The organism is Nostoc sp. DedQUE12b (genome assembly GCF_034530835.1).
Classification (GTDB): Bacteria; Cyanobacteriota; Cyanobacteriia; order Cyanobacteriales; family Nostocaceae; genus Nostoc.
In genome coordinates, this window is record NZ_JAVRCI010000002.1 from 94,262 (window position 1) to 109,284 (window position 15,023).

10 protein-coding genes are annotated in these 15,023 nt (G+C 38.9%); all 10 read left to right on the forward strand.

Translation table 11 applies throughout. The annotated features are described in order from the left end of the window. The first annotated feature begins 9 nt into the window (after positions 1-9). The 10 genes from RMY16_RS01410 to RMY16_RS01455 all read left to right on the forward strand — a co-directional run bounded on the left by RMY16_RS01410 (position 10) and on the right by RMY16_RS01455 (position 14,829). Complete coding sequence (locus RMY16_RS01410; protein WP_322734857.1) at positions 10-5,430, forward strand: non-ribosomal peptide synthetase; 5,421 nt, start codon at positions 10-12, stop codon at positions 5,428-5,430. Positions 5,431-5,461: 31 nt separating this feature from the next. Continuing rightward, positions 5,462-6,832 carry an acyltransferase domain-containing protein gene (locus RMY16_RS01415; RefSeq protein ID WP_322734858.1) on the forward strand — a complete coding sequence of 457 codons (1,371 nt, stop codon included), beginning with the start codon at positions 5,462-5,464 and terminating at the stop codon, positions 6,830-6,832. 58 nt (positions 6,833-6,890) lie between these two features. Next, positions 6,891-8,279, forward strand: coding sequence for an APC family permease (locus RMY16_RS01420; RefSeq protein WP_322734859.1), 1,389 nt, complete (start codon positions 6,891-6,893; stop codon positions 8,277-8,279). Between the two features lie 40 nt (positions 8,280-8,319). After that, a complete protein-coding gene (locus tag RMY16_RS01425) occupies positions 8,320-9,006 on the forward strand; it encodes an SAM-dependent methyltransferase (protein WP_322734860.1) in 687 nt (228 codons plus the stop codon). Between the two features lie 112 nt (positions 9,007-9,118). Next, a complete protein-coding gene (locus RMY16_RS01430; protein WP_322734861.1) occupies positions 9,119-9,973 on the forward strand; it encodes a 3-hydroxyacyl-CoA dehydrogenase family protein in 855 nt (284 codons plus the stop codon). A 22-nt stretch (positions 9,974-9,995) separates the two neighbouring features. Next, positions 9,996-10,247, forward strand: a complete 252-nt coding sequence (locus tag RMY16_RS01435; protein WP_322734862.1) for an acyl carrier protein — start codon at positions 9,996-9,998, stop codon at positions 10,245-10,247. Positions 10,248-10,329: 82 nt separating this feature from the next. Continuing rightward, positions 10,330-11,232 carry a cupin-like domain-containing protein gene (locus RMY16_RS01440; RefSeq protein ID WP_322734863.1) on the forward strand — a complete coding sequence of 301 codons (903 nt, stop codon included), beginning with the start codon at positions 10,330-10,332 and terminating at the stop codon, positions 11,230-11,232. 69 nt (positions 11,233-11,301) lie between these two features. After that, positions 11,302-12,483 carry an acyl-CoA dehydrogenase family protein gene (locus RMY16_RS01445; RefSeq protein ID WP_322734864.1) on the forward strand — a complete coding sequence of 394 codons (1,182 nt, stop codon included), beginning with the start codon at positions 11,302-11,304 and terminating at the stop codon, positions 12,481-12,483. A 180-nt stretch (positions 12,484-12,663) separates the two neighbouring features. Further along, positions 12,664-13,629: a cupin-like domain-containing protein gene (locus RMY16_RS01450; protein ID WP_322734865.1), complete on the forward strand. Its 966-nt coding sequence runs from the start codon at positions 12,664-12,666 to the stop codon at positions 13,627-13,629. 129 nt (positions 13,630-13,758) lie between these two features. After that, positions 13,759-14,829 carry an HAD-IIIC family phosphatase gene (locus RMY16_RS01455; RefSeq protein WP_322734866.1) on the forward strand — a complete coding sequence of 357 codons (1,071 nt, stop codon included), beginning with the start codon at positions 13,759-13,761 and terminating at the stop codon, positions 14,827-14,829. Positions 14,830-15,023 lie beyond the last annotated feature (194 nt).

The window sequence follows — 15,023 nt, forward strand, 5'->3', positions numbered from 1 at the left end:
GGCATCATAATGACCCAAATTATCAATAAATTTCAACAAATTCCCCCTCAGTATGCGACTATCATTGATATTCTGCGCGATCGCAGTTTCAAGATGCCGCACAAACAAGCCTTTACTTTCCTTGAAGATGGAGAGACTCAGGAATTAACACTGACTTACCATGAATTGGATCGCCGCAGTCGGGCTGTAGCAGCTCAACTCCAAGCTCTTGGTTTGAGTGGGGAACGTGCCATATTACTGTATCCTTCTGGACTGGATTACCTAATAGCATTTTTTGGTTGTCTATATGCTGGAGTAGTGGCGGTTCCAGCCTATCCGCCTCGCAATCAACGTAAAACGCCAAGAATACAAGCTATTAGCATAGATGCACAGGCAAGTGTTGCTCTCACCACAACAGCAATGCTCCCCACATTACAATCAATACTCACACCACAAACAAAACAGGGAAATTTTCACTGGCTGACAACTGACAACATCGCACAGGGTATAGAAGATTCTTGGCAACAACCTGTAATTAATGGGGATACCCTAGCCTTTCTGCAATACACATCGGGTTCTACAGGCACACCAAAGGGAGTCATGCTCAGTCATGGCAACCTGCTGCACAATGCCGCTGTAACTTATCAACTCATGGAACATTCACCCAGCAGCAAGTTTGTATCCTGGCTGCCTGTTTACCATGATATGGGGTTGATTGGTGGGATTATGCAACCTTTATATGGTGCTTTTCCTTGTATCTTAATGTCGCCAGCATCTTTCCTACAACGACCTTACCGCTGGTTGCAAGCAATTTCCCGCTATAAAGGCACAACGAGTGGTGGCCCCAACTTTGCCTATGAACAATGTGTTCAAAGGATTACTCAAGAACAAAAAGAAACTCTTGACTTGAGTAGTTGGAGTGTCGCGTTTAACGGCGCTGAACCAGTCCGACAAAATACTATTGAGCAATTTGTAACCACCTTTGCTGAGTGTGGTTTTCGCCAGGAAACATTTTACCCCTGTTACGGTATGGCGGAAGCAACTTTAATAGTTTCTGGTGGGATCAAAACAGCCTTAGCTCAGATAAAAACTGTAGAAAAATCTGCACTTTCACAGAACCAGATAGTTGAAGCAACCGCCCAGAGTCAAGATATCCAAAGCTTTGTCAGTTGCGGTCAAACTATTCCTCAACAACAGATTGTTATTGTTAATCCTGAAACATTAACACGCTGTTCATCAGATGAAGTTGGCGAAATCTGGGTATCTGGACTGAGTGTAGGTCAGGGTTATTGGAATCGAACAGAAGAAACAGAACAAACATTCCACGCTTATTTGAAAGATACAGGAGAGGGTCCGTTTTTACGGACTGGTGACTTAGGCTTTTTGGAGAATGGTGAGCTTTTCATTACAGGTAGAGCAAAAGATTTAATTATTATTCGCGGTCGCAATCTTTACCCGCAGGATATCGAATTAACCGCCCAAGGCTGCCATTCATCCTTACGTTCCGGTGCTAATGGAGCATTTACAGTAGAGGTTAACAACGAAGAAAGGCTCGTAGTTGTACAAGAATTAGAGTTTCGCGCCAAGCCAAATTTAGCAGAAGTAGTTAATGCAATTCGGCAAGCGATCGCCCAAGAACATGAAGTACAAGTTTATGCTGTGGTTTTAATTAAACCAGGTAGTATACCCAAAACTTCCAGCGGTAAAATTCAACGTCGTGCAACTCGCACTCAGTTTGAGAATGGTGAACTGAATGTAGTTGGAAGTGACATTCTCAAGATTAGTGATATTGCCAGAAACGAAACTCAATTACAGCGTTCTGAACTGTTGGCACTTTCCCCAAGCGAGTGTCAACCAGTTTTAGAATCATATCTGATTGAACTCTTGGGGCGAGTACTTTCAATTGCAACAGATGATATTAATCCCGAAGAACCATTAAGCACGCTGGGACTTGATTCTTTAAAAGTATTTGAGTTGAAAAATCTAATTGAGGTTGATTTAGAGGTAGAAGTATCCGTAACAGACTTTTTTGAAGGGATGAGTACGCTCACGCTAGCTACAAAGATCCTTGCTCAACTGACAACAGACGCAATACCCTCAATATCCCTTACTCAACAAGATAAAAACACATCTATTTATCCTCTATCCTTTGCCCAGCAGGGATTATGGTTTATCAATCAGCTAACTCCCGATATTCCTACATATAATATTCCTATAGTTATTAACTTCAAAGGTTGTATTAACTTAACAGCTTTACAAGATAGTCTCAACGAAATTATTAGACGACACGAAGTATTACGCACAAGCTTTACAGTAGAGAGTGGACAACCCGTCCAAGTTGTAAATCAAGCTGTACCCGTAACTTTGGCGGTTGAAGATTTGCGTTCTTTATCAGAAAATGAGCGTACCCAAGAAGCCCAACGTTTGGCTATAGAATTTGCACAGCAGCCATTTGACTTATCTGCTCAATCGCTTGTGCGTACTAAAATTTTACATTTAAATGATAAAAGTTATCAATTATTAGTGACTCTGCATCATATAATTGCAGATGGTTGGTCTATCGGTATTCTGATTAAAGAACTAGCTGCACTATATGAAGCATTCTCAACAGGCAAACTCTCTCTACGTTCGCGCAGCGTGTCGCAGACAGACGCTACGCGTAGCTTGCTTCCCCAAAGGGGTACACCATTTGCTGAATTACCAATTCAATATGGAGATTTTGTCAATTGGCAACGAAAATGGGTTGAATGTGATCGTATTCAACCAAAACTTACCTATTGGAAACAAAAGTTAAGCGGTGAGCTACCTGTACTGAATTTACCAACAGACCGGGCGCGATCGCCAGTTCAAACATTCAAAGGTGCTAAAGCAAAATTAGTTCTTTCTCAAACTCTAACAAAAGAGTTAAAGAATTTGAGCCGTCATTCGGGAGTAACTCTGTTTATGACCTTGCTGACAGCCTTTAAAACCTTGCTGTATCGTTACACCGGTCAAACTGATATTTTAGTAGGTTCACCAATCGCCAATCGGAACAGAGCAGAAATTAATTCATTAATCGGATTTTTTGTCAATGTTTTGGTGTTGCGTACAGACGTTTCTGGCGACTTAAGTTTTCAGGAGTTGTTAGAGCGAGTCAAGTCAACAGCTTTAGAGGCTTATGTTCATCAAGACCTACCTTTTGAGAAGTTAGTAGAAGAACTCCAGCCAAATCGAGACTTGAGTTACAATTCACTATTTCAGGTGATGTTCGTTCTCCAGAATGTTCCAGAACCGAACTTAAGTCTATCGGATGTATCAGTTAGTTATGAAGAAGGTTACAACGGGACATCTAAGTTTGATTTGACATTGTTCATGGAGGATTTTGAGCAAGGGTTGGTTGCAACTTGTGAGTACAACACGGATTTATTTAATGCAGATACTATTACCCGGATGCTGGGACACTTCCAAACTTTACTCTCAAGCATCGTTAGCGATCCCGAACAATGTATTTCAGACTTGCAATTACTAACCCCATCTGAAGTACAGCAGTTATTAGTTGAGTGGAATGATACTAAAACAGATTATCCTCAAGATAAGTGCATTCATCAATTGTTTGAGGCACAGGTAGAAAAAACACCAAATGCTGTTGCAGTCGTCTTTGAAAATCAACAAATAACCTACCGGGAGTTAAACAACCGAGCGAATCAACTAGCGCACTATTTGCAACAGCTAGGAGTAAAGCCAGAGGTACTGGTGGGAATCTGTACAGAGCGCTCTCTAGAGATGGTCATTGGACTTTTGGCTATTCTGAAAGTGGGTGGTGCATACGTACCACTAGATCCAATGTACCCACCGGAACGCTTAAATTTCATGCTAGAGAATGCCGACATATTCGTCTTGTTGACTCAAAAACGGCTAGCAGAGAGTTTATCGGAGTACAAAGGGGATATCATTTGTTTGGACGCGGATTCGCAAGCCATTGCCGAACAAAGCCAAGAAAATCAAGTCAGCGGTGTCACACCAGACAATTTAATCTATGTGATCTACACTTCTGGCTCAACAGGTAAACCCAAGGGTGCAGGAGTCTATCAGCGAAGCTTTACCAACCTTCTGAATTGGTTTGTGACGGAATTTGATTTTTCCTGCAACGACCGTGTTTTACTGATATCTTCTTTGAGTTTTGATTTGACGCAAAAGAATATTTATGCCCCTCTGCTCGTCGGAGGTGAGTTACACCTTTTGTCATCTGGATGCTATGACGCTGCACAAATCGTTGAGTACGTCTGTAACAAACAAGTGACATGGCTAAACTGCACTCCGAGTGCCTTTTATCCATTAATAGATCGGGGTGATAAAAGCTTGTGCATGAAGAAGACGTTGAAGTATGTATTTTTGGGTGGTGAACCTATTTCAATATCTAGGCTAAAGGTATGGCTCGACTCTGTTAAGAGCAAAACACAAATTGTAAACACCTACGGCCCTACCGAGTGTACAGACATCTGTGCGGCTTATCGGGTAGCTCAACCAGAACAATGGCTAGAAAAAGTAGTACCGATTGGGAAGCCGATCCATAATGCCAAAGTATACGTGTTAGATGAAAACCTCCAGCCTTTGCCGGTGGGTATGGTAGGTGAACTATATGTTGGTGGTGAAGGAGTCGGACGAGGCTATATCAATAATCTCGATCTGACTTTAGCTAAGTTTGTTTGTGATCCTTTCAGTGCCAAGGAAAACACATGGCTATATAAAAGCGGGGATCTAGCTCGTTATTTAAGCGATGGGAACATCGAGTTTCTCGGTCGTATTGATAATCAGGTGAAGATTCGCGGCTTCCGCATCGAACTCGAAGAAATTGAAGCACTCATTAACCAACACCCAGCAGTACAGACAAGTGTGGTTGTAGTTCGTGAGGATGAGCCAGGTTGTAAGCGTTTGGTAGCCTATGAAGTCCTTCACCCAGAGCAAGCACTCACAGTTACTGAGTTGCGCCGCTTTCTAGAGTTTAAGTTGCCGAACTACATGATACCAAATGCCTTTGCGATCCTAGAGGCACTGCCATTAACGCCCAACGGCAAAGTTGATAGGCGCGCGCTACCTGCACCAGAAACTCTTGACTCAGAGTTAGAAGTTGCTTATGTGATGCCACAAACTGAGATGGAGCAAACCATCGCTACTGTTTGGCAACAGGTGTTACACCTAGAAAAGGTAAGCGTAAATGACAATTTCTTTGACATCGGTGGTCATTCGTTATTAATGGTTCAAGTCAATAGCAAATTACAAGAAGTTTTACAACGGGATTTATCAATTGTAGAAATGTTTCAGAATCCAACTATCAATTCCTTGGCGCAGTATTTAAGTCAAAAGCAACAACTTTCTTTTGTAGGAACACGCGATCGCGCGAATAAGCAAATAGAAGCGCGTCATCAACAAAAACAATTATTGATGAGGAAATCAAGAAATAATTCTCACTAAAATTGAGTGAAAGTTTTGGAGTTTTTCAAAAATGCTTACTAGTCCTTCTCGTCCTTGGCAGTTATTAGTACTTTCTGCTCAGACTGACTCAGAACTAAAAACTGCGACTGTAAACCTTGCAGATTACTTGAGACAGCATCGTGACTTTAACCTAGCAGATGTTGCTCAAACATTGCAACGCGAACAACAGGCTTTTAGGCATCGGCGGACAGTTGTTTGTCGGGATATAGAAGATGCTCTAGTTGCACTTGCAGATCCCAAGCGGGTACTTACCAACATCCAAGAAACACAAGAACGTTCTGTAGCTTTTATGTTTCCTGGACTTGGTACTCACTACGTTAACATGGCTCTTGAACTTTACCAGGTTGAACCTGTGTTTGGCGCCTGTGTTGACTACTGTTGTGAATTTCTTAAACCCCTTCTCGGTCAAGATTTGCGAGATGTAATCTATCCAAACAGAGCTTATACACAAGACCAGCAGTCGCCACAAGAAAATTCTCAGGGTTTGGATTTGCGAAAAATGTTAGGTCGCAGCCAAACACAAACGGATACAAAGATGGTAACTGCAACATCTTTACTCAATCAAACTCACCTCGCTCAACCAGCCATTTTTGTTATTGAATATGCCTTAGCACAGCTATTGATATCCTGGGGAATTCGTCCGGCGGCAATGATTGGCTACAGCATTGGTGAATATGTAGCAGCGACTATAGCAGAAGTTTTATCTTTGGACGAAGGTTTAAAACTAATTGCTGCTAGAGCACAAATGATTCAAAAGTTGCCAAATGGAGCAATGCTTGCAGTTCCACTTTCGCAAACAGAGATATTTCCCCTACTCAATGACAAACTCTCACTTTCTGCGGTCAATGGCCCATCTATGGGTGTAATCGCAGGTGAAACTGATGCTATAGAAGCTTTAGAACAAAAGTTAACTAAAAAAGGTTTAGCTTGTCGTCGTCTAGAAACTTCTCATGCTTTTCACTCTCAGATGATGGAGGGTGCTAGTTATGGTTTACGTGAGTTAGTAACAACATTTAACCTGCAAGCACCAAAAATTCCTTATATATCTAACGTTACAGGAACTTGGATAACAACAGCATCAGCTACAAATCCCGATTATTGGGTTAAGCATATGTGTCAACCTGTGTTATTTGCTTCGGGTCTACAACAGTTGTGGAAACAACAATATCCAATTTTGTTGGAAGTAGGCCCTGGACAGACTCTAGGTAGCTTTGCGCTGCAATGTATAGAAAATAATCCAGCAGTCAGTCAGATTATCTTGCCTTCTGTTAGATATTCCTACGATCGCAAACCAGATTTAGCATTCTTACTGAAAACATTAGGCAGGCTGTGGTTAGCAGGAGTGCAAATAGATTGGGCAGGATTTGTATCGGCTCAATAAGTTGGGGTAGGAGTTATTCTGGCTGCCAAGCCAATATTGAGTAATCCACGATTATATTATGTCAGAAAAACTAATAGTACCGAAACCTACACTTTCTACAATCGATGCAGGAGCTTTGATTGTTGGAATGGTGGTGGGTGTAGGTATTTTTGAAACGCCAAGTTTAGTAGCAGCAAATGCCCAAACTGCTGGGATTACCATATTTGCATGGTTTTTGGGCGGAGTCATGTCTTTGATTGGTGCTTTGTGCTACGCAGAGTTAGCCACAACCTATCCGGATGCTGGTGGTACTTATTATTACCTCATGCGAGCTTTTGGTAAGAATTTAGCCTTTTTGTTTGCTTGGGCACGGATGGCAATAATTCAGACAGGCTCTATTGTGCTGCTAGCATTTGTGTTTGGTGATTACGCTTCCCAGATGTTACCTTTGGGAGAATTTTCCTCAGCCTTATATGCCAGTGGAGCGATCGCACTGTTAACAGTTATAAATCTAGTGGGCTTAAAGCAAGGTAAACGGGTGCAAAACTGGTTAACAGTAGCAAAAGTTTTGGGATTGCTATTGGTGATTGTTGCTGCAATCATTCTCGCAACTCCACAAACTGGGAATGAAGCGATGCTGGAAAGCGGCCACCTTGTAGCGAACGCATCTAGCAATCAAACAGGTAATTTTGGTTTGGCGATGGTATTCGTCTTGCTTACCTATGGCGGTTGGAATGAAGCTGCATATATTTCCGCTGAGGTAAGAGAAGCGAAACGAAATATGGTATTAGTATTATTAGGAAGTATTATTATTATCACAGTCATATATTTATTAATTAACTTTGCTTACTTGCACGGCTTGGGACTAGTAACAATGCAAGCATCCAAAGCACCAGCAGCCGAATTAATGCGTCGTGCTTGGGGAAATAATGGTGCAATCTTTGTGAGCTTATTAATAGCAGTCTCTGCCTTGGGCACAACCAACGCCACTATTTTTACCGGAGCGCGGACTAACTATGCTTTGGGGCGAGACTTTCCAGTGCTGGGATTTTTGGGAAAGTGGGGACATGGCACCTCTTCACCTAGCAACGCCCTGATTTGGCAAAGTGCGATCGCCATCCTTCTAGTAGTCTATGGTGCAATCCAACGTCAAGGCTTTAGCACAATGGTAGATTATACTGCCCCCGTCTTCTGGTTTTTTTTCCTACTCTCAGGAGTCAGTCTTTTAGTTCTACGCTTCCGAGAACCAGAAACACAACGTCCCTTCCGAGTTCCTCTCTACCCTATGATCCCCTTGCTTTTCTGTGGAATTTGCGGATATATGCTGCAATCCAGCCTTGCTTACACGGGTTCCGGCGCACGCCTGGGAATCGTTGTTTTACTTACAGGCATACCTGTATTAATGCTTAACTACCGCATTTCCCGTAGCCAGCAGTATTCAAGTATCACACAAAAGGAAAAAGTTTAAATCTTTCCTTTATCAAATCACATTCATAATGACAAATATCATGTCAGCAAACTCACTTTTAAAAATCTTTTTCGTCACTATGAGTGCAGCTAGCCTCTTTTTTGCGGGCTGTAGCCAACAGAAAACTTCCGAACTTAACACCAACCCTGCAACAACAAACCCCAATACGGTAGAGGTTCAGCAATCTACCACCGAAATTAAACCCATAGAAAAAGACCCAGATGCAGAGTACATACCTACACCCCAAGGAGTAGTAGAACAAGCCATGAGAATAGCGAAAGTAGGCAAAGATGACATCGTTTACGACCTCGGTAGTGGTGACGGTAGGATACCTATCACCGCAGCAAAGAAATTTGGTGCTCGCGGCACTGGTATAGAAATTGACCCGCAACTTGTCAAGAAATCGAATGAGAACGCTAAAAAAGAAGGTGTAACCGATAAAGTTAAGTTTCTTCAGCAGGATATTTTTAAGAGTAACTTCAGCGACGCAACAGTTGTGTTTCTGTACTTGGGAGATGATATTAACATCAAACTAAGACCACAATTATTTAAACAATTGAAACCTGGTACTCGCGTGGTATCTTTACAGCACCATATGGGGGACTGGGTAGACTACGAAAGAGTAGAATACTTTAAATGCAACCCAGAAGATACCTGTAGTCAAGAAGATAGGTGTAGTCAAATTTATATGTGGACGATTCCGGCGAATGTGCCAGCAGATTTGTGACCCGATCCTAACATCGATTCCCTGCGTCTTAAATAGTAAGGTTTTTGTACTACAGGGGTAACGTGGCCCAAGGCAAACTGTTAGCATTTTTAGAGGATGATGAATTGAAGTTATGAACATTCAAACAGTAGGTGTTGTCGGTGCGGGCGTAATGGGGATAGGAGTTGCACAAAACCTCGCTCAAACAGGCCATCAAGTTATCCTAGTAGATATTTCCGAAAATATCCTAGATAAAGCTAAACATGAAATCAGGAATAATATCCGCTTTCAGAGTTTTTTTAACAAAAGCGATCGCCAAGAAACTCCAGATAAGATTCTCGAAAAAATAGAATTTTCAATAAATTATAAAATTTTAGAAAATGCAGATTTTGTAGTTGAAAATGTCACCGAAAAATGGGATCTTAAAAAAGAAGTATATCCCTTACTAGATTCTATTTGTCCACCAGACTGCGTATTTGCCGCCAACACGTCAGCAATTCCAATTACCCGCATTGCTTCAGTCACCAAACGGGCCGATAAAGTTGTTGGTATCCACTTTATGAATCCCGTACCAATGAAGCCGATGGTCGAGATGATTCGTGGATATCATACCTCTGAGTCAACAATTGAGACAGCAAAACAAATGCTGACTCAAATGGGTAAAGAGTGCATCATTGTCAATGATTCTCCGGGTTTTGTTTCCAACCGCGTGTTGATGTTAACTATTAACGAAGCTGTTTTTCTATTGCAAGACCAAGTGGCTACAGCAGAAGATGTGGACAAAATTTTTAAAGGCTGTTTCGGTCACAAAATGGGACCTTTAGAAACAGCAGATTTGATTGGACTAGACACCATTTTATTTTCTATCGAAGTCTTGTACGAAAACTTTAACGATAGCAAGTATAGACCATGCCCTTTACTTAAAAAAATGGTAGATTCTGGGTTGCATGGAAGAAAAAGTGGTAAAGGATTTTACGTATATCAATAATTAATTAGGAAATATCAAACTCATGAACGAAATTAAAGCTAAAATCAAATCTTTTCTTTCAAAATTTTTCGGCAATCACGATCTGCAACCAGATGAAGATATTTTTGCTCTGGGTTTTGTCAATTCTATGTTTGCTATGCAACTTGTTTTATTTGTAGAGCAAGAGTTCCAGATTGCCATTGAAAATGAGGATTTAGAGTTTGAAAATTTTCGGACAATAAATTCTATTACTAATTTAGTTGAGCGTAAGACTGCTGTAATAATGCATAAATGATGAAAAACTAATATTTATTATGGCAATATTTATAAAGCGACGCAAAACTCACAGTTACAGAAGCTAAAACAGTTAAATTTTTATGGAAACTCAATCTAACAAGTCAATTTTAAAAATCAAAAATCCTAGCACAGAAAAATTTTTAGATATCTGGAAGCAATATCAGCCTTTTTTAATTGAAGATGTTGCAGAACATTGGGATGCTTGTCATAAATGGTCTAATGATTATTTGATCGAACATTGTGGTAATAAAGTGGTTTATATATGGTTTTTTCAAAAAAATTTTTTGTACGACTATAAAAAGTTTGCTTACGATAATGATTCTTATTACATAAAAGAGATGCAATATAAAGAGTATGTAAAGGACATAGAAGAAAGAGCTAATGGAAATAATAATGATGATATAGGATGTTATTCAAATGAGATAGATTTTGAAGATCGCTTTCCTGAACTTGTTGGAGATGTTACTTATCCAAAATACTTAGATAGAAAGCCATGGGTTAACTTATGGCATGGTTTCTCAAATAAAAATTTTACTTCAGCTAGTACCCTTCACTTTGACCGAGTACATAATATTTATGCTCAAATTCGAGGGAGAAAAAGATTTCTTTTATTTCCTCCTTCAAATTATCTATCATTCTATCCACCTCTTAATGAGAGTTCTGGCATAGGACATAATAGCAAAGTAAATCCGGATCTGCTCCAATTGGAATTATTTCCAAAATTTCCTTGGCAACAAAGAATAGAAGTTATACTTCAACCGGGAGAAATACTCTATATACCACCTTTTTGGTGGCATCATGTTACAGCAATAGATGAGAATATATCATTATCATTTTGGTACGATCTTAAAATTCAAGATTTTTTCAAACAAAAAAATATGTTACAAGTTGTTTTAAACATTGCACCTCCTTATCTTCGTCATGTAATTTCTGGAGGATCTCTAAAGGATACCATAGACTTATTTAAAGGTCTTATATCATAGATTGTTTTTATATGTTCGGATAAAAATGGGTAGTGATTCATATTCAGGAGGCAGGAGGAAACTCTATTCATGAAACTAGAACTATCTACTCAACAAAAAAACGCTAAAGCTGAATTTCAAGCTTTTGTTAATCAGGAAATATGTCCTCATGCTGGCGAATGGGATAGAAAAGAATTTACTCCGCCAGAACTAATTAAGAAAATAGCTCAACGTGGTTTCCTCGGTGCCATATTACCTCAAGAATATGGCGGTCAAGGAATGGATATGATTACCTATGGCATTCTCAACGAGGAAATTGGACGGGGATGTTCTTCTATTAGGAGTTTGCTGACGGTTCACAACATGGTTGCTCATGCTTTATGTAAATGGGGTAATAAGTCTCAAAAACAGTATTGGCTTCCTAAATTTGCATCTGGAGAAATCATCGCTGCTTTTGCATTAAGCGAACCGAATGTCGGTAGCGATGCCAAAAGTGTAGAAACAACAGCAACACTTACTGGTGATGTTTATATTTTAAATGGGCAAAAGAAATGGATAACCTATGGTCAAGTAGCAGATATATTTTTAGTCTTTGCTAAATGTGAGGGTAAACCTACTGCTTTTTTAGTTGAAAAAAATAGTCCAGGACTGTCAGTCAAACCGATGTCTGGAATCTTAGGTGTTAGGGCTTCAATGTCAGCAGAATTGCAGTTTGATAACTGTCACGTTCCTTTAGAAAATTTAGTAGGTAAATTAGGTTTTGGATTTTCCTACATTGCTTCTACTGCGCTTGATTATGGTAGATATAGTGTAGCATCAGGTTGTGTAGGTATTGCTCAAGCTTGTTTAGAAGCTTGTATCAAGTATACAAACGAGCGAAAACAGTTTGGTGTTTACCTTAAAGAACATCAATTAATTCGTCAAAAGATTACTCAGATGATAACTAACACCAAAGCAGCAAGATTGTTATATTATCAAGCTGGTTATCTCAAAGATATTAACGACCCAAACTCGATTATAGAAACTTCTATTGCGAAGTACTTTGCATCCACAGTAGCTAGCAAAATAGCAAATGATGCGGTGCAGATTCATGGTGGTAATGGTTGTAGTAGTCAGTACCCAGTCGAAAGGTATCTACGAGACTCTAAAATTATGGAAATTATTGAAGGTAGTACTCAAATTCAAGAAATTACTATCGCAGAGTCAGGTTATCAGGATTATCTTTTTTCAAATTGTTTTATACATAAAGTAAGAGTTACAGATTGCCATTGAAAATGAGGACTTAGAGTTTGAAAATTTTCAAACAATAAATTCCATCGCCAATTTAATTGAACGTAAAACTGCTCTCATAATTAATTCATAGATGAATAAAAAACATTCATTCTATATGGTGATAGCGATAAGGCAGCGCCAGTTTTTCAGTTAAAGCAAATTAAGAATGTTAGAGTTTTTATGAAAAGTCAAGCTCGCAAATCGATTTTAAAAACTAAAAATCCTAGTCTCAAGCAATTTTTAGAAATGTGGAAGCAATATCAGCCTTTTTTAATTGAAGATGTTGCTAAACATTGGGATGCTTGTAATAATTGGTCTAATGATTATCTGATAAAATACTGTGGAAATAATCTGATTAATGTAGAAGTTTCTCAAAAAGATTTTTTGGATCATTATAAGAACTTTGCTTATGATAATGCTGATGATTGTGTAGATGAAAAAGAAATGAAATACAAGGAGTATATAAAACACGTAGAAGATAAAGTTAATGAAAATCAAAATGATGATGATTTAGGATATTATTTAACTGGTGTACTTTTTGAAAAGTCTTTTCCTGAAATTATTGGAGACGTAACTTATCCAGAATACTTAAACAGGAAGCCATTAGTTAGCTACTGGCATGGTTTCTCGAGTAAAAATTTTTCTTCAACTACTGTCCTTCATTTTGACGGATTTCATAATATTTTTGTTCAAATTCGAGGTAGAAAAAAAATACTTTTATATCCTCCTTCAAATTATTTGTCATTTTATCCACCTCTTGAGGATAGTCATGGTTTAGCAGATTATAGTAAGGTAGATCCGAATCTCCCCAATTTGGAATTATTTCCAAAGTTTCCTTGGCAAGAAAGAATGGAAGTTGTACTTCAACCGGGAGAAATGCTCTACATACCACCTTATTGGTGGCATTATGTAACAGCAGTAGATGAGAATATATCATTATCATTTTTCTACGATGTTACAATTCAAGATTATTTCAGGCAAAAAAATATGTTATCAGTTTTTTTAAATATCGCACCTCATTATCTATATCATGCAATCTCTTCTCAAGACGGTCTACGGACTTCTATAGCTCTGATTAAATCTATTATCTTACCGGGTAGTTTCACAGAGAGCATTGAGCAGAAAAATTCCAACAAATACAAGTAAACCATTGATATCTACTTAGTACGGAAATCAACTGAGCTTTTGATTTAGCTACAAGTTATCAGCTAATAAATCATAGCTGATAGCTGAGCGCTCAAAGTATAAGTACATCAAAGATAGAGAAATCAATATATGATTAATACTCAAAAACAAAACTTAAATAGCAAGCAAAAAGACAAAAAAGTTATTAAATGTGTCGTTTGGGATTTAGATAATACCCTATGGCAGGGAGTTTTGCTAGAAGATCGGAAAGTCTCTTTGCGAGAAAATATAATAAATCTTATTCAAACTTTAGATAATCGTGGTATCCTACAATCTATAGCTAGTAAGAATGATTATGCTACAACAATAGCTAAACTAGAAGAGCTTGGTTTAAAAGAGTATTTCTTATATCCCCAAATAAATTGGAATTCTAAGGCTTCTTCTTTACAAGAAATTGCGAAGTTACTTAATATTGGTATAGATGCGATCGCATTTATCGACGATCAATTATTTGAACTAGAAGAAGTTAAATTTACCTTTCCAGAAATCCTGTGTATAAATGCAGATGAAATCGGCAATATTTTAGATATGCCAATCATGAATCCTCGTTTTATTACAGATGATTCACGAATTAGACGGTTGATGTATATTAGTGATATCGAGCGTCAAAATGCAGAAAAAGAATTTGTTGGCACAACAGACGAATTCTTGTCTACTCTCAATATGAATTTTACTATCTCTTCTGCTCAAGAAGAGGACTTACAGCGTGCAGAAGAATTAACACTACGAACCAACCAATTAAATACAACTGGTTATACCTACTCCTATGACGAACTCAATCATTTTCGCCAATCAGAAAACCATAAATTGCTAATTGCAAATCTGGAAGATAAGTATGGCAGCTACGGTAAAATAGGTTTAATTCTTATTGAATGTCAGCCTCAGTCATGGACGATAAAGCTTTTGCTGATGTCTTGTCGCGTGATGTCGAGAGGAGTTGGCACAATTATGTTAAATCATGTTATGAGTCTGGCTCAAAGTAACAATGTTCGTCTTTTGGCAGAGTTTGTACCAAACGATCGCAATAGAATGATGTATATATCTTATAAGTTTGCCGGGTTTAGGGAAATTGAGAATAATGGCAATTCAGTTATTTTTGAAAATGATTTAAATCGAATTCAAGCTGCGCCCGCCTATGTAAAGTTTCAAGTCATTGATTGAGTTATTATATTTAATTACAATTTGTTCTGAAGATGCGCTGAACTTTTGTTAGACGAACCGCAGAGGCGCAGCGAAAAGTCGGAGCGCCGGCTTCCGGCGTTAGCGTAGCGGTAGCGAGTCCGCGAGCGTCTCTGAACTTTTCAAGACAGAGAACACAGAGGAAGAGAGAATTGGTATCTGATTTTAATTGATTA